The 16798-nt window shown below is 70.8% G+C and carries 12 protein-coding genes; 8 read left to right on the plus strand and 4 right to left on the minus strand.

Annotated features, from left to right (window positions below):
• Positions 1 to 173: 173 nt before the first annotated feature.
• The gene (locus tag OG589_RS16055) at positions 174 to 1469 is read right to left on the minus strand and encodes an ROK family protein (RefSeq protein ID WP_405149851.1); all 1296 of its coding nucleotides are present in this window, start codon (positions 1467 to 1469) and stop codon (positions 174 to 176) included.
• A 544-nt stretch (positions 1470 to 2013) separates the two neighbouring features.
• Here OG589_RS16055 and OG589_RS16060 point away from each other — a divergent pair.
• The 6 genes from OG589_RS16060 to OG589_RS16085 all read left to right on the plus strand — a co-directional run bounded on the left by OG589_RS16060 (position 2014) and on the right by OG589_RS16085 (position 9263).
• Positions 2014 to 3549, plus strand: coding sequence for a discoidin domain-containing protein (locus OG589_RS16060; protein WP_405149853.1), 1536 nt, complete (start codon positions 2014 to 2016; stop codon positions 3547 to 3549).
• Positions 3550 to 3976: 427 nt separating this feature from the next.
• Positions 3977 to 5449 (plus strand): sensor histidine kinase, encoded by a 1473-nt coding sequence (locus OG589_RS16065; protein WP_405149854.1) that lies wholly within the window; start codon positions 3977 to 3979, stop codon positions 5447 to 5449.
• A gap of 156 nt (positions 5450 to 5605) precedes the next feature.
• Positions 5606 to 6286 carry a pyridoxamine 5'-phosphate oxidase family protein gene (locus OG589_RS16070; protein ID WP_405149856.1) on the plus strand — a complete coding sequence of 227 codons (681 nt, stop codon included), beginning with the start codon at positions 5606 to 5608 and terminating at the stop codon, positions 6284 to 6286.
• 188 nt (positions 6287 to 6474) lie between these two features.
• Positions 6475 to 7815 (plus strand): lipase family protein, encoded by a 1341-nt coding sequence (locus OG589_RS16075; protein ID WP_405149858.1) that lies wholly within the window; start codon positions 6475 to 6477, stop codon positions 7813 to 7815.
• 171 nt (positions 7816 to 7986) lie between these two features.
• Positions 7987 to 8814, plus strand: a complete 828-nt coding sequence (locus OG589_RS16080) for an SRPBCC family protein (RefSeq protein WP_405149859.1) — start codon at positions 7987 to 7989, stop codon at positions 8812 to 8814.
• A 101-nt stretch (positions 8815 to 8915) separates the two neighbouring features.
• Positions 8916 to 9263, plus strand: coding sequence for a hypothetical protein (locus tag OG589_RS16085; protein WP_405149860.1), 348 nt, complete (start codon positions 8916 to 8918; stop codon positions 9261 to 9263).
• A gap of 81 nt (positions 9264 to 9344) precedes the next feature.
• Here the strand turns inward: OG589_RS16085 and OG589_RS16090 are convergent, their stop codons facing one another.
• Together OG589_RS16090 and OG589_RS16095 are read right to left on the minus strand one after the other, a co-directional pair.
• Positions 9345 to 10646: a phosphotransferase gene (locus OG589_RS16090; protein ID WP_405149862.1), complete on the minus strand. Its 1302-nt coding sequence runs from the start codon at positions 10644 to 10646 to the stop codon at positions 9345 to 9347.
• Positions 10647 to 10767: 121 nt separating this feature from the next.
• The gene (locus tag OG589_RS16095; RefSeq protein WP_405149864.1) at positions 10768 to 11721 is read right to left on the minus strand and encodes an AraC family transcriptional regulator; all 954 of its coding nucleotides are present in this window, start codon (positions 11719 to 11721) and stop codon (positions 10768 to 10770) included.
• 82 nt (positions 11722 to 11803) lie between these two features.
• On the opposite strand from OG589_RS16095, the gene OG589_RS16100 reads away from it, so the two are divergent.
• Positions 11804 to 12631 carry an NAD(P)H-binding protein gene (locus OG589_RS16100; RefSeq protein WP_405149865.1) on the plus strand — a complete coding sequence of 276 codons (828 nt, stop codon included), beginning with the start codon at positions 11804 to 11806 and terminating at the stop codon, positions 12629 to 12631.
• A gap of 123 nt (positions 12632 to 12754) precedes the next feature.
• Positions 12755 to 13264 carry a DUF1772 domain-containing protein gene (locus tag OG589_RS16105; protein ID WP_405149866.1) on the plus strand — a complete coding sequence of 170 codons (510 nt, stop codon included), beginning with the start codon at positions 12755 to 12757 and terminating at the stop codon, positions 13262 to 13264.
• Between the two features lie 70 nt (positions 13265 to 13334).
• Here the strand turns inward: OG589_RS16105 and metH are convergent, their stop codons facing one another.
• The gene (metH, locus tag OG589_RS16110; RefSeq protein ID WP_405149868.1) at positions 13335 to 16790 is read right to left on the minus strand and encodes a methionine synthase; all 3456 of its coding nucleotides are present in this window, start codon (positions 16788 to 16790) and stop codon (positions 13335 to 13337) included.
• Positions 16791 to 16798: the final 8 nt, after the last annotated feature.

Raw genomic sequence — 16798 nt, forward strand, 5'->3', positions numbered from 1 at the left:
GGCAAGGCGCGCGCCGCCGCGCTTGTTGCCGGGTACTGCGGTTGGGGGGTGCAGTGTGCTGTGCCGCTGTGCCCCTGGAGGGGTGCCGCCTCCAGGTCGTGTACCGCCGGGCCTGCGTTCCGCCCGGCCACGAGAAGTGCTGCAAAAAGCGTATCAAATCATGAAAGAAATCGTCATCTCCCTGCCAGATTTGTTGGGGCCGCGACCGGGGCCAGGCCGATCGCGGCTGGGTCATTGATCACCTGGTCGACCACCATGCTCGCGGCGCCGCGCGAGGCGGCGCCGAAGCCGAGGCCGGACGCCAGGAACCGGCAGCGGGCCGCGGGTCCGGCGATCACCAGGCGCTCCAGCTCCGCCTGGGCGGGCGGGATCAGCCGCTCGGCGAGCTTCGCGAAGTAGCCACCGAGCACGATGACCCTCGGGTTGAAGAGGTTGACCAGGATGGAGCCGCCGAGCCCCAGCCATCGCCCGACCTCCGCCACCGCGGACAGCATGCGCGGGTCGCCCAGGGCCAGGCCACGGGCGATGTCGGCCACCCTCTCCTCGGGGTCGGGCATCGGCGCGGTGCCGAGCTCGTACGCCAGCTCGGGCGTGACCGCCCTCACCAGCGTGGCCAGCCCGACCTTGGTCTCCCAGCAGCCGGTGCGCCCGCAGCCGCAGCGGCTGCCCGTCGGGTCGACGGGCAGGTGCCCGACCTCCCCGGAGAACCCGTCGGCGCCGCGGAGCAGCCGGCCGCCGACGACGATGCCGCCGCCGACCCCGACCTCCCCGGTGAGGTAGACCATGTCGGCCGTGCCCGCGGCGACGCCGCCGGTGTACTCGGCCAGGGCCGCGAGGTTGGCGTCGTTGTCCACCATGACCGGTGCACGCACGTCGCCGATCTCGGAGCGCAGCCGCTCGGCCAGGGGCAGGTCGCGCCAGCCGAGGTTGGGCGCGAAGGCCACGTGACCACGGGCGACGTCGACCAGGCCGGGGACCGCCACCCCGATGCCCGCGGGGGAGGCCCCGGCGCGGACGAGGTCGTCGATGGCGTCCTTGGCCACCCGGCCCAGCTCCTTGAGCGAGCGGTCGGGGCCCATGCCCATGGCGTCGAAGCCGACGCGCCGCTCGACCAGGACCCGGCCGCCGAGGTCGGTGCCGTAGACGGCGACGTAGTCGACGTTGATCTCGGTGCCGAGGATGCCGACGTGGGAGCCGTCCAGCGCCACGGCCCGCCGGGGACGGCCGACGGCGCCCACGTGCTCGATGCCGACCTCGCGGACCAGGCCCCGGTCGAGCAGCTCCGCCATCAGGCTCGATACGGTCGCCCGGTGCAGGCCGGTCGCGTCCGCGATGTCGGAGCGGGAGCAGGATCCCTCGTCGCGCAGGTGGCGCAGCACGAGGGCGAGGTTGGCACGGCGGAGCGAGGCGTGACCCGCCGCCTGCGCGCGGACTCCTGCCGCGCGAGTCGGAGGTTGCCTCTGTGCCACGCCATCACCACGCCCAGTTTGTATGTATCCAAGAACAATTAACCGAGTTCTAACACGAGGAGACCCTGCCGTAAATCCCCACAGGTGGTAACGACTTCGCATCCCCCGGACACCCCGAGGTCGGCGCGACGCGGCGACTCACGTTACAGAAGCGTTACGGAAGGCGAAGCGCTTCGACACTTGCACGTGACCGAAGGGCGCTCTTTAATTCGACAAGTCCTGCAAATAAGTTCCGTAGTCCCGCAAGTTGCTCGTCGATGTGTGAAATTTCACGAAGAGAGTTGCGGTGATCGCCCCCTGAACTCCCGTCCGTCCGGCCGACCAGACCCGTGACGGAGCCGTTCCCGCCGACTTCGGCTTCGCCGCGGTGGTGCCGCTCGAATCGGGCGGATGGACGGGACTCTCTCCGGCCGGCCATGGAAGGCCAGGACCTGCCATGGCCGGCCGGCATCAATGCGGAAGTGAGCGCGGAAGTAGGCGCGGACACGCGGAACGCCCGTCGACGCGGCACCGGCGGCCCCCATCGACGCGAGGAGTCAACACCATGCCCAACTGGCGCAGCGTGACAGCCGCTGCCGTCCTGCTCATGGCGTCCGGTCTGATGTCGGTGCCGGCCCAGCCGGCCCTCGCCTCTGGATCCGCCCCCCAAGCCGCCTCCGGAGCCGCGGCCGCCGCGGCGGCGCACACCAACACCGACGTCCATCTGTTCTACTACCCCTGGTACGGCTCCCCCGCCGTGGCGGGGAGCTACCGGCACTGGCCGCAGGGCGGCCACAACCCGCCCAGCGACATCGGCGCGGACCTCTACCCGAAGCTCGGCGCGTACGACTCCGGCGACCTCGCCGGCGCGGTCAGCCAGCACATGCGGTGGATCCAGCAGTCGGGCGCGGGCGTCATCGTCTTCAGCTGGTGGGGGCAGGGCTCCTACGAGGACCAACTCGCCGCGGGGGTGCTCGCCACGGCCGCGCGGTTCGGGATCAAGGTGGCCTGGCACCTGGAGCCGTACAGCGGGCGCACGGCCGCGTCGACGGTCGCCGACATCAACTACATCAACTCCAAGTACGGGAGCAGCCCGGCGTTCTACCGTGACGGCGCGCACGGCAACCGCGGCGCGTTCTACGTCTTCGAGAGCCTGCGGATCACCGACTGGACCGCGCTGGACCAGGTGAAGTCGAGCAGCATCGTGCTCGCGCAGACCACCGACACCTCCAAGGTCGCGCACTTCGGCGGCATGTACACCTACGACGCCATCGCCGGCGCGACCGCGCCCGGCTGGAAGGGCGCGAGCGACTTCTGCAAGGCGAACGGCCTGGTGTGGGCCCCGTCGGTCGGCCCCGGGTACATCGACGACCGCGCCGTGCCCGGAAACACCACCCCGACGCTCGCGCGGAACAACGGCGCCACCTACGACACCGAGTGGCAGAACGCCCTGGCCGCGGCCAACGGCGGGCCGCCGAGCTGGGTCTCTGTCACCTCGTTCAACGAGTGGCACGAGGGCTCGGTGCTGGAGCCGGCGTCCTCCGCCCCGCCCGCCGGGTTCGGCTACCAGACCTTCAACGGCGCCTACGGCAAGACGGGCGCCGCCGCCGAGACCGCCTATCTGGACCGGACCAGGTACTGGGTGGAGCAGTTCACCGGCACGGCCCCGCCGCCGCCCGCCGAGCCGAACCTCGCCGCGGGCAAGCCGATCACCGCGAGCAGCTCCACACCGGGATTCTGGCAGTACTACGCCAACGACGGCAACGCCCTCTCGTACTGGGAGAGCGCCAACAACGCCTGGCCGCAGACGCTCACCGTCGACCTCGGGTTCCCCACGAGCGTCAGCAAGATCGTGCTCACCCTGCCGCCGCCGGCGACCTGGGGGACCAGGACCCAGACCCTGACGGTGCTGGGCGGCACGAGCGGCCCCCCGTACGGAACGCTGGTGGGGTCACGGGGCTACACCTTCAACCCGGCGACCGGCAACACCGTGACGATCACCTTCCCCGCCACCCCCCTGCGCCAGATCCAGCTCAAGTTCACCGGCAACACCGGCTGGCCCGCCGCGCAGATCTCCGAGTTCCAGGTCTACAGCGTGTAGCGGCCGCCACGCCCTGAAGGCCGCCGATCGAGGCGCGGCCTGACGGGCCGGCCCTCGTGCGCGTCAGATGACCGTCCGGCCTTCCAGCCGGGCGGTCATCCGGCATTTTGCGGTACGGGTGACTTCGCTGGCGCTTGACCCCGATGTGACCTGATCACGTTATACTTTTGCCCGATTTGCACCCTTTTGGGGCTTATGCTATGTTCCTGTTGCCTGGCGAGTCGCCCGTTGGTGCGCAGACCGCGATCGCATGGTCCGCACCCGGAGTCCGGGGCAGTCGTGACCGCCGCCTCCAGGTGTCCCGGCGATGATCCGCCCGACCGCTCCCCCGCACGGCAGTCCCAAAAGCCAAGGCGCGGACCTCCGCACCTGAACCACATCGCCACCGTGGTCAGCTCCGATGATCACGTTATGAGGAGAACTCCGCGTGCATGCCCGATTCCCGTCCTTGTCACCCCCGCTGCGGCGGGCTCTGACGTTGTGGCGGCCCCGGTCCATTCGCGGACGGGTGACCGCCCTGGTGGCCATCCTGGCGATGCTCCTGCTCGTGCCGTCGGGGGTGCTGGCGGGCATCGTCGCGCGCCAGCAACTGTCGAACGCCGGCTGGCTGGACGCCCGGCGCGCGGCCGGTCTGATGGCGGCGGCCGACCGGGCGGGCAAGCTGACCGACCCCGTCATCACCAGCAGCGTCCCAGGCGTCGACCTGCTGCAGCTCGTCGGGCCCGATCACCGGGTCATCGCCTCCTCTCCCGCCGCGCGCGGGCTCGCGCCGTTGAGCACCGCGCGGCCCTCGCCGCAGGACCCGCAGCAGGACGTGGAGACCTGCGCGATCGCGGAGCTCGGCTGCGTCCGCATCTCGGCCCTCCGCGTCGGCCCCGGCCCTGAGTCCAACGTCATCTACGCGGGCGGCCCGGTTCGCGGGGTCGTCTCCGAGGGCGTCTTCGACGCCCTCTTCGCGGTGCAGGTCGCGGCGCTGATCTCCCTCGCGATATGGGCGACCTGGAAGATCACCGGCAGGACGCTGCGGCCCGTCGAGGCCATCCGCACCGAGCTGGCCTCGACCAACGTCAACGACCTCAGCAGCCGCGTCCCCGAGCCGGCGGGCGACGACGAGATCTCCCGCCTCGCCAGGACCGTCAACAGCACGCTTGAGCGCCTGGAGCACGCCAAAGAGCGGATGGACCACGTGCTCGCCGCGCAACGGCAGTTCACCTCGGACGCCTCGCACGAGCTCCGCACGCCCATCGCGGGCCTTCGCGCCCAGCTCGAGGAGGCACGCCTGCATCCGGAGGACACCGACCTCGTCGAGCTGCTCGACCGCGCGCTCGGGGACGTCGACCGGCTCCAGGCCATCATCACCGACCTGCTGCTCCTGGCGAAGGTCGGCGCGGGCGCGCCCAGCGCGCTGACAGAGGTGGACCTGGCGGAGTCGGCCCGCATGGAGGTCTCCCGGCGCGACGACCGGCTGCCCGTACGGCTGCGGCTCACCCCCGGCGTGATGGTCAGCGCCGTCGACACCCAGATCGCGCGCGTCCTGACCAATCTGCTGGACAACGCCCAGCGGCACGCCAAGTGCGTCGTGCTCGTCGAGGTGCGCCGCGACGGGAAGACGGCCGAGCTGGTCGTCGCCGACGACGGGGACGGCGTCGCCGAGGCGGACCGCGAGCGGATCTTCGAGCGTTTCACCAGGCTGGACGCCTCGCGCTGCCGCGACCGGGGAGGCACGGGCCTCGGCCTCGCGATCGTCCGCGACATCGCCCGCGCCCACGGCGGCACGATCGAGGTCGGCGAGTCGGAGGCCGGCGGCGCCCGGTTCGTCCTGCGGCTGCCGATCGTCGAGCACCTTCCGACCCTGGCCCGCGACGCCTCACTGACGCTGGCGGCCTTCTCCGCCCGCTGAGGTCTGGGCCCGCGACAACGGATTCAGTGCCATATCTCGTACCAACGCCACTGAATCGGTAGCATCGGCTGGAAAACGCCGACGGCGTGCGAACCCGTGGCCGGTCCTCGTGCCCGGCCGGGCGCCGACCGGCCCCACCCCAGGGAAAGAGCCGGCATGACCGAGTCCCCACCGCGCCGGAGCCTGCCCCAGACGGACAGGACCCTGCACCGCCGCCTGCGGGAGCAGGGCAGCCTCGACCGGGACGTCCTCGACGCCATCCTCGCGTCCGGCTTCCTCTGCCACCTGGGGGTGACCGTCGAGGGGCAGGTCATGGTCGTCCCGACGGTCTACGGGGCCGACGGCGACACCCTGTACCTCCACGGCTCGGTCGCGAGCCGCAGCCTGGTCTCCTCACCGCTGACGTCCGTCTGCGTCACCGTGACCCACGTCGACGGAGTGGTGCTCGCCCGCTCCGTCTTCGAGCACGGGGTCAACTACCGCAGCGCGATGATCTACGGTGTCCCCCGCGTGGTGACCGACCCGGAGGAGAAGCTCGCCGGGCTCCGCCTCCTCACCGAGCACGCCGCCCCGGGCCAGTGGGAGTACGCGCGCCGCCCCAGCCGCAAGGAGCTCGCCGCCACGACGCTCCTGGCGCTCTCCCTTGAAGAGGCGTCGGTGAAGGTGCGCACGGGCCCGCCGGACGACGGCGACGGGCCCGACGCCGGGCTCGGCATCTGGGCGGGCGTCCTGCCGCTGCGCGCCTTCTGGGGCGAGGCGGAACCCGATCCCCTCCTTCCCGGAGGCCTGACCCCGCCGCCCCATATCGCCGGCCGCGCGCACCGGCGGCTCGGCTAGTACGACGCGCGCCGCGCCGCTCTGGAAATGAGTTTGCGAGCGCATGAGATTTGACCTGGGATGTCTAGGAAATTGTGAGGGACAGGCGGATCTCGGGCGCGCGTCAAGCGCGAGTGGCGACGCTGTCCTGCTCATCACGGAGACCGCGTACCAATCGATAGCACCGTCAATGACGGAAGGTGTGTGGCGTGGCAAGCGTGGATACCACCAGGAACAATCGCCAGTCGGATAAACCAGTCGGGGCCGCGGTCGGCCAGCCGAGCGCCGGAAAGGTGGTGAGCGGCACCAGGAAACCCGAGATGGCCGGGGATCTCAGCAGGGAGTGGGACCAGAGGATGCGGGACATCCTCGAGATGAGCGGCCTGTGGAACCGGGACGCCAAGGCACCGACCTACGACGAGCTCCGCCCGTACGGGCACCGCGAGACGTCCGGATTCCCGGTCTACAAGAACCTGGAGACGCGGCTGCTGAACGCCGTCGATCATCCGGATCCCGAAATCGCGCATCTCATGGCGACGTGCGCGGCCTATTCCTACTCGGACCCCAGAACCCTATCCATGATCATGGCGAGAATGGGCCTGGAGGACAATCAGGTCCGCATGATCCAGACGTCCGTCGACGCGATGCTGATCAGCTCGACGGCCTACCTCATCCAGAGCAGGAACGGCAAAGTCGGCATTCTGTGTTACCGGGGAACCGACCCGCTGAATTTCGTGAACTGGCTCAGCAACATCGACGTGGAGCCCGAGCGGATCGGCTACCAGATCAGCGACCCGTGCGCGACCGTGCACGCCGGGGTCTACCGCAACGTACGCGCGACCCGGTACGAGGTCATGGACGCCCTGCGGCACGCCTGCGAACGCCGGGCGATCCGCGCCATGGGCAACGACGGCGGTTCGCAGCCCAACGGGTCGTCGCAGTCCGAGGGCGGCTACAGCGCCGACCCCTCCCGGCTGGACGGGAACATGGAGGCGCTGTACATCACCGGGCACAGCATGGGCGGGGCCATGGCCGCGCTCATGGGCGTGATGATCAGGCACGAGCGCAAGTACAGGGAAGCGTTCGCTGACCGGCTCAGGGCGGTCTACACCTACGGCCAGCCCATGATCGGCGACCCGAGCTTCGCCGAGGCCTGCGAGACCGACGAGTTCCTCCGCGAGAACGTCATCCGCTACGTCTACGACAGCGACGTCGTTCCGCACCTCCCGTCCACCGCGTCGGGACCGTTCCGGCACTTCGGCCGCGAGTTCCACTACCGGGTGCCGCACCTGCGCAACAGCGTGGTGAACCTGCTGACCTACCCGCGGTGCGCCTCGCAGTCGAGGAAGGGCCACTGGGAGACGAGGAAGCACCCGACGCCGCAGATGGCGGGCCTGCTCGGCATCCCGATGTCGGCCATGGCCTTCATCGCCCGCAAGTTCGAGGCGACCCGCTCGCTGCCCGCCGTCTACTCGGTCGACGACCATCTTCCGCAGCACTACATCTCCGCGCTGACCCCGCCCGGAGTGCAGAACGAGTTCGGCGACTAGGGAGCGCACGGTCCCGAGCGCGCCTCGCGATCGCCGATCCGCCTTCTGGCGGGTCGGCGATTTCGTTTTCGCCGGCAACCCATGTATGCGTTTACCGGCATATAACTCAAGTAGTATGTTCAACTGGGCCATCCGAGAGTGGCCCGTCCGTACGAGCTTGAGGAGCAGCGCATGAACGAGACCCTGAGCACCGCCGAGGGCCGCAGCGTCCTGCGGATGGAGCGGCGGCTGGCGCACCCGCCGGAGAAGGTGTGGCGCGCGCTGACCGAGCCGGCCCAGCTCGCCAGGTGGTTCCCGAGCTCGGTACGGCTGGAGCTCCGGGTGGGCGGCAGGATCGAGTTCGACTTCCCCCCGGACAGCCCCGGCGTCATCACCGCGCTCGACCCGCCGAGGGTCTTCGCCTTCACCTGGGACCGCGACGTCCTCCACTGGGAGATCCGGCCCATCGCCGAGGGCTCGCTGCTGATCCTCACCCAGACCTTCGACGACCGGTACGGCGCGCCGAGCTTCGCCGCCGGATGGCACACCTGCGTCGCGGCGCTGGACGGAGCCCTCTCCGGCGCGGGCCGGCCCACGGAGACCAGCGGCATGGACGAGCTGCTGGAGGACTACACCAAGGCCTTCGAGCTGGACCAGGGCGTCGAGGAGGAGACGGGCGTGCGCTTCGAGCGGCAGCTCAGCCGCCCGATTCCCGTCGTGTGGGCCACACTGGGCGGGGACCCCGCCGGCGAGCGGGTGCCCGAGGGGTTCGCCGTGGCGGAGTTCCCGCCGCTGTCGCCCGCCCACGCCAAGGCGCCCCACCTGCTGGAGTACGGCACGCGGGGCGGGCGGGTCCGCTGGGAGCTGCGCGAGGGCACCGGCCAGGGCGCACGCCTGGTCCTGACCCACACCTGCCCACCGGAGGACCGGGCGACCGCTCTGACCACCTGGCGCGACCACGTCGAACGGCTCGCCCAGCGCCTCCTCCGGACACCGGGCCGCTCCGGCGGAGCCACCTGAGCGGCAGGACGTCCGGAGCGGGAGCCGTGGTGCTTCAGTGAGCTTGTCGTCACTCTCGGTTACGATGATCGAACTGGAGTCCCGCGGTTGAGGAGAGAGCCATGCGACGTGTCCTGTCCACCCTCGGCGCCCTGCTCGCCACCGTGCCGCTGACCCTCACGGCCCCCGGCCAGGCCCTCGCGGCCACCGGAAAGCTGATCATCATGACCGAGGGGGTCGCGCGCAACCAGTTCTTCGACCCGGCGCCCGGCTGCTACGGGCTCCCCTCGTTCCGCCTCCTGAGCCGGGTCCGGGTGATCAACCAGACCAATGCGGACGTCATCCTCTACTCCGGGGAGAACTGCAGGCCGGGCCTCCTGCGCGCCACGACCCGCGTACGGGCGGGCACCGTCGGCGAGCGCACCCTCACCGGCACCCACAGCATCCAGGTCCAGCCCACCTGGCCATGAGCCGCGGCCCGGGCGGCTGATCACCAGGCGGACGCCTGACCGGTCAGGGTGCGTGCCGCCGCCATCCTCGGCCCGAGCGCCTCAGAGCGGTGTCGCGGCCATGGCTGCCAGGGCCGCGCGGATCTCCGCTGCGGGGTCGCCCTCGTGGTAGCGGCGCTCGCTGTCCTCGATGTTGTCGAGGAACTCCTGGTACCTCACGGCGTACGACAGGTGTGAGAGCGGCTCGGCGAGGGCCAGCGCCCGTACCGGGTCTGACCCGGGCACCAGCGCCGACCAGGTGCCGGCCCAGGCATCGGCCGCGCTCGCCCACCTGGTCTCGGGCAGGAAGTCGCGCGGACGCAGGCCGTCCACGGCCGGATGCCCGTAGTGGCCGTCGGCGAAGTCGAGCACCACCGTGCCGCGTCCGCCGGACCTCCAGTTGCCGGGGTGGAAGTCGCCGTGCACGAAGGTGTCCGGCAGCCCGCACTCCTCCAGCGCTGTGATCAGCGCCGGGAGCCGCTCCGCGAGGCGCCACGCCTCCGACAGCTCGCCGGTGGTCAGGCTCCCCGCGGCCTCGCCGTCCAAAAGGTCGTTCACCTGGCGGGCCAGGGCGCGAGGGCGGCGGTCGGGCAGGCCGTGCGGCACCGTACCCCGCCGTGCGATCGCCGCCTGGGCGGTGGCCATACGGCTCACCGCCTCACGGATGACCTCCTCGGAGGCGTTCCAGCAGTCGGCCCCGGGGATGTGCTCCAGCAGCACCCATCCTCGCGCGGGGTCCGCGGCGAGGACGACGGGTACGAGCTCGGGGTCGGCCTGCCCCACCACCTCGATCGCGGTCGCCTCGCAGGTGGCGAACGGCGGGGTGGTCTTCAGCCAGGCCGGGCCGGCCGAGGTGGGCACGCGGAAGAGCCCGGCGAGGTTCCAGGTCTTCACCTGCTCCACGGGCCCCACGGGCTGCCGTCCCGCGTCCCGGAGGGCCGCGGCGGCCCAGCCCAGGGCCTCCCGCACCCCGGCGGCCGTGGCCCACATCGCGCGCCCCGCCACCGGCGCCGTCAGCTCGGCGTACCCCGGCCGGGCCTGGTACGACGCGCCGGGTTCCCACTGCGGGAAGGCACCCGCGCCCGGTCCGGGCGGCGAGGCGCCGTCCGGCTGGGACAGCGGGCCGGGGGGCTGGAGGGCTTCGACGTGGTAGGTGACGTGACCGTCCCGGGCTCCCCCGCCGCCGTCGACCGTGACCAGGCGCAACACCACGACGGGCACGCCGAGCGCCCGGCGCAGGTGCGCGACGACCGGCTCCACGTCGGCCCACCTGGGACCGCGCACGGGGAACGGGCCGACGGTGCCGATCAGCCGGCCGCCCGCGGTCACGAGCGCGCTGACGAGCCGGCCAGGGGGTTGCTCCATGCGGCAAGTGTGCTGTCCATGGACGGCGGCCTGCCATCCATTTTCGTCGCCCGCGACAGGCCCGGCGCGGGGAACGTCCGCGCGGGGCGGTGCCGGGGCGCGAGACCGGACGGGCGTCGGCCTACGCGTTGGCCTGCTCGTGGACGCGTCGCCTGCGGTGGTCCTGCGGGCTGACGCCGTGCACGCGCTTGAAGGCGGTGCTCAGCGCGAAGGAGCTGCCGTACCCCACCTGCCGCGCCACCGCGCCGACGGTGGCGTCGGACTCGCGCAGCATGTCGGCGGCCAGAGCGAGCCGCCAGCCGGTGAGGTAGGCCATGGGCGACTCCCCGACCAGCTCGGTGAAGCGGCGCGCCAGCGCCGCGCGGGACACGCCGGTGCCCTCGGCCAGCATGGCGACCGTCCAGGGATGGTCGGGGTTGTTGTGCAGCATGCGCAGGGCCTTGCCCACCACGGGGTCGCTGTGGGCGCGGTACCAGGCGGGCGCCTCGGCCTCCGGCCGGGAGAACCAGGCGCGCAGCACGGCGATGAGCAGCAGGTCGAGCAGCCGGTCGAGAACGGCCTCCTGCCCCGGCTCGTCCTTCACGATCTCATCGCCGAGCAGGGCGATGAAGGGACAGTCCCAGGCGTCGTCCGGGAGGACCAGCAGCGTGGGCAGCGCCGCGAGCAGCCGCCGGTTGATCTCTCCGCGCATCTGGTAGGTGCCGGTGAGCATCACCGCCGACCCGGACGGGCTGTTGCCCCAGGTGCGGACGCCGAGGTCCATCGCCTGGGCCAGGGGCTCCCCCTCGGGGGACGCGCAGTGCTGGCCCGGGTGGATCACGACCTGGGGCGGCGTGGCGGGGTCGTCGGCCACCGTGTACGGCTCGGGGCCCCGGATGATCGCGACGTCCCCCGCGCCCAGCCGCACCGCCTCCTCGCCGTCGGGCACCACCCATGCCTCGCCCCGCACCATGGCCACCAGGGTCAGCGGCGCCCCATCCTGGATGCGCAGGGACCACGGCGGGGTGAGGATCGAGCGCAGCAGGAAGGCGCCTCGGGCCCTCGGCCCGTCGAGCATGCTGGCGAGAGTGTCCATGCGCCTCACTATAGACGCCTGAACATGGAATCGCGCTTCTCAACCATGGCCCGTCTCATGGTGCGGGCGATTGACTGTCGGCATGGAAGAAAAGAAGACAATCTTGGTCCTGGGCGGCACCGGCAAGACCGGCCGCCGCGTGGCGGAGCGGCTCGCCGCGCGTGGCCTGCCGGTGAGGATCGGCTCGCGCGCCGGCACGCCCCCGTTCGACTGGAACGACCAGGCGACGTGGGCGCCCGTGCTGGAGGACGTGGGGGCGGTGTACGTGGTGTACTACCCCGACCTGGCCTCCCCGGAGGCCGCCCCGTCGGTCCGCGCGTTCGCCGAGCTGGCGGCGGCGAGCGGCACGCGGCGGCTGGTGCTGCTGTCGGGCCGGGGAGAGGAAGAGGCGGAGATCAGCGAGAAGGGCGTCAGGGAGTCCGGCGCCGAGTGGACGATCCTGCGGGCGAGCTGGTTCAGCCAGAACTTCAGCGAGGACTACCTGCTTGAGCCGGTGCTGGGCGGCGAGATCGCCCTGCCCGCCGGAAACGTGGGCGAGCCGTTCGTCGACGCCGACGACATCGCCGACGTCGCGGTGGCGGCGCTGACCGAGCCCGGCCACGCGGGCGAGCTGTACGAGCTGACCGGTCCCCGGCTGCTGACCTTCGCCGACGCCGCGGCGGAGATCGCCAAGGCGGCCGGGCGCGAGGTCCGCTACGAGCCGGTGGCCCCGGGGCAGTACGCCTCCCTGCTCGCCGGGCAGGGCGTTCCGCCCGAGTACGTCATGCTGTTGACCGACCTGTTCACCAGAGTGCTGGACGGGCGCAACGCCCACCTCACCGACGGCGTGCGGCGCGCCCTCGGGCGTGAGCCCCGGGACTTCGCCGACTACGCGCGGGACACCGCCGCCACCGGTGTCTGGAACGGCTAGCCCACCGACGGGGCCTCCGGCGAGATCCGGGGCCTCGCCGGGGGCCCGGCACCCCACGGGCGACGGGGCCACCTGTCGCCCGTGGGGGTGCACCACGCTGACCACACAACCAAGGAGGACGCGATGACGGATCTGGCACGAGGCGCCACCCTGGTCACCGCCACGATCACCACCGGGCTCATCGCGGGCCTGTTCTACGCCTACGCCATCTCGGTCATGCTCGGCCTCAACCGGACGGACGACCGCACGTTCGTCGGCGCCATGCGGTCGATCAACGTGGCCATCCTGAACGGCTGGTTCCTGCTCGCGTTCCTCGGAGCGCCGGTCCTGATCGCGCTCGCCGCGGTGCTCCACCTGCGTGCGGGCGCCGGTGCCGCGCTGTTCTGGATCGTCGCCGCGCTGGTGCTGTACACGGTGGTGCTCCTCGTCACCTTCGCCGTCAACGTGCCGCTGAACGACCAGTTGGAGGCCGCGGGGGGACCCGGCCGCGTGATGGACCTCGCGACCGTGCGCGAGCAGTTCGAGGCACGGTGGGTGCGGTGGAACGTCGTACGCGCTGTGGCCTCCACCGCCGCGTTCGGCTGCCTCACCTGGGCCCTCGTCCTCTTCGGGCAGAGCTCGACCTCGGCTTGACCGGGCGGCGCGCGGTCAGGAGCCGCTCACCCACGGGTGCCGTACGCCGTACGGCACCCGTCCGGCGTCCTCAGACGTTGAAGTAGCTGGCCTCGGGGTGATGCACGATCAGGGCCGAGGTCGCCTGCTCGGGATGCAACTGGAACTCCTCCGACAACGACACCCCGATCCGCTCCGGATCCAGCAACTCGAACAACTGCACCTGATCCTCCAGATTCGGGCACGCCGGATACCCGAACGAATACCGGCACCCGGTCACGTTCACCTTCAGCATGTCCTCCAGCGACTCCCGGCCACCGATCCCCAGCTCCGAGCGCACCCGGGCATGCCAGTACTCCGCCAGCGCCTCGGTCAACTGCACCGACAACCCGTGCAACTCCAGATAATCGCGGTAGGCGTCCTTGGCGAACAACTCCGCCGTCGCCCGCGACACCTTGCTCCCCATCGTGGCCACCTGGAACGCCACCACGTCCACCTCACCCGACTCCCGGGACCGGAAGAAGTCCGACAGGCACAGATGCCGGTCACGCCGCTGCCGCGGGAAGGTGAACCGCGTCCGCTCCTCCCCCGCCTCGTTCAGGATGATCAGGCTGTCGCCGTCGCTGACACACGGGAAATACCCGTACACCACCGCCGCCTCCAGCAACCCCTCGGTCTGCATCCGCTCCAGCCACATCCGCAACCGCGGACGCCCCTCGGTCTCCACCAGCTCCTCATACGAGGGCCCACCACCACCACGGGCCGCCTTCAGCCCCCACTGCCCCATGAACGTCGCCCGCTCGTCAAGGAACGCGGCGTACTCCCCCAGCGAGATCCCCTTCACCACCCGCTCCCCCAAGAACGGCGCCCGGGGGATCGGGTTGCCGGCCGCCACATCCGAACGCGCCGGCAACTCGGCCTCCGGGGTACGCACCAGGGTCGCCCCGGTCTTGACCCGCCGCTCCCGCAACGGCGGCAACGCCGCCCCCGCAACCCCGCGTTTGACCGCCATGAACGCGTCCATCAACCGCAAACCCTCGAACGCGTCCCGCGCATAACGCACCTGACCCTGGAACACATCGGCCAGATCCTGCTCCACATACGCCCGGGTCAACGCCGCCCCGCCCAGCAGCACCGGGAACCGATCAGAGATCCCCCGGACGTTCATCTCCTCCAGGTTCTCCCGCATGATCACCGTGGACTTCACCAGCAACCCCGACATACCGATCACATCGGCCTTGCTGTCCTCCGCCGCCTCCAAAATCGTCGACACCGGCTGCTTGATCCCGAGGTTCACCACCTCATAACCATTGTTGGACAAAATGATGTCCACCAGGTTCTTCCCGATGTCATGCACATCACCCTTGACCGTGGCCAGCACGATCCGCCCCTTGGTCTCCCCCTCCACCCGATCCATATGCGGCTCCAGATACGCCACCGCGGTCTTCATCACCTCAGCCGACTGCAACACAAACGGCAACTGCATCTGACCCGAGCCGAACAACTCACCCACGGTCTTCATACCGTCCAGCAGCACCTCATTGATGATCTCCAAAGCAGGACGCCGCCCCAGACCCTCCTCCAGATCGGCCTCCAGGCCCTTCTTCTCCCCATCCACGATCCGCCGCTTCAACCGCTCCCACAACGGCAGACCCAACAGCTCAGCCGCCCGATCCTGCCGCATCGACGCGGCATCGACCCCCTCGAACAACTCCATGAACCGCTGCAACGGGTCATAACCCTCCCGCCGCCGGTCATACACCATGTCCAACGCCACCTGACGCTGCTCATCAGGAATCCGCGCCACCGGCAAAATCTTCGACGCATGCACGATCGCCGAATCCAACCCAGCGTTCACACACTCATTCAAAAACACCGAATTCAACACAATCCGCGCCGCCGGATTCAGCCCGAACGATACGTTCGACAGGCCCGAGGTCGTCTGGACGGCCGGATAGAGGCGCTTGAGCTCCCGTATCGCCTCGATCGACTCCAACGCGTCGCGGCGGGTCTCCTCCTGCCCGGTCGCGATCGGGAACGTGAGCACGTCGACGAGGATGTCCTCGACCCTCATGCCCCAGTTGACGGTCAGGTCCTCGATCAGCCGTACGGCCACCCGCACCTTCCACTCGGCCGTACGGGCCTGGCCCTCCTCGTCGATCGTCAGGGCCACGACCCCCGCGCCGTGCTCCTTGACCAGCTTCATGATCCGCTGGAAGCGGGAGCCCGGGCCGTCGCCGTCCTCGTAGTTCACCGAGTTCACCACGGCACGGCCGCCGAGCATCTCCAGCCCGGCCTCAAGGACGGCGGGCTCGGTGGAGTCCAGCACGACCGGCAGCGTCGAGGCCGTCGCGAAGCGGAACGCCAGCTCCTTCATGTCGGCCACGCCGTCACGGCCCACGTAGTCCACGCACAGATCGAGCATGTGCGCACCGCCACGGGCCTGGTCGCGCGCCATCTCCACGCACTCGTCCCACTGCTCGGCCAGCATCGCCTCGCGGAACGCCTTCGATCCGTTGGTGTTGCAGCGCTCGCCGATGGCCAGATACGAGGTGTCCTGCCGGAACGGCACGTGCTGGTACAGCGAGGCCGCGCCGGCCTCGGGACGGGGACGGCGCTCTGCCTGCTCACGGCCGCGGACCCGCTCGACCACCCGCCGCAGGTGCTCGGGGGTGGTGCCACAGCAGCCACCGACCAGCGAGAGCCCGTACTCGCGGGTGAAGCCGTCGTGCGCGGCGGCCAGCTCCTCCGGGGCCAGGGGGTAGTAGGCGCCGTCGGCGGTCAGCACCGGCAGGCCCGCGTTGGGCATGCACGACAGCCGCGCGCGGCTGTGCCTGGCAAGGTAGCGGAGGTGCTCGCTCATCTCGGCCGGACCGGTCGCGCAGTTCAGCCCGATCACGTCGACGCCCAGGGGCTCGATCGCGGTCAGCGCGGCGCCGATCTCGGAGCCCAGCAGCATCGCGCCGTTGGTCTCGATCGTCACCTGCGCGATGATCGGCACGTCCCGCCCGGCCGCCTCGATCGCGCGCCGCGCTCCGACGACCGCCGCCTTGACCTGCAGCAGGTCCTGGCACGTCTCGATGATCAGCGCGTCGGCGCCACCCGCGATCAGCCCAGCCGCGTTGTCGCGGTAGGCGTCGCGCAGCGCCTGGTACGGCTTGTGCCCGAGGGTGGGGAGTTTCGTACCGGGACCCATCGAGCCGAGGACGAAACGGGGCCGCTCAGGCGTCGACCAGTGGTCGGCCCGCTCACGGGCCAGCCGGGCGCCCGCCTCGGAAAGCTCGAAGACGCGGCCGGGGATGTCGTACTCCCCCAGAGCGGCGAGGTTCGCGCCGAAGGTGTTGGTCTCCACGCAGTCGACGCCCACCTCGAAGTAGGCGTCGTGCACGCCCCGCACGATGTCGGGGCGGGTCACGTTGAGCACCTCGTTGCAGCCCTCGTGGCCCTCGAAATCGTCGAGGGCCGGGTCGTAGGCCTGCAGCATCGTCCCCATGGCCCCGTCCGCGACCAGGACACGCTGGGCCAGAAGTTCGCGGAAGGTCGTCATGGCGCCTC

It is taken from the genome of Sphaerisporangium sp. NBC_01403, assembly GCF_045040145.1.
Taxonomy (GTDB): Bacteria; Actinomycetota; Actinomycetes; order Streptosporangiales; family Streptosporangiaceae; genus Sphaerisporangium; species Sphaerisporangium viridialbum.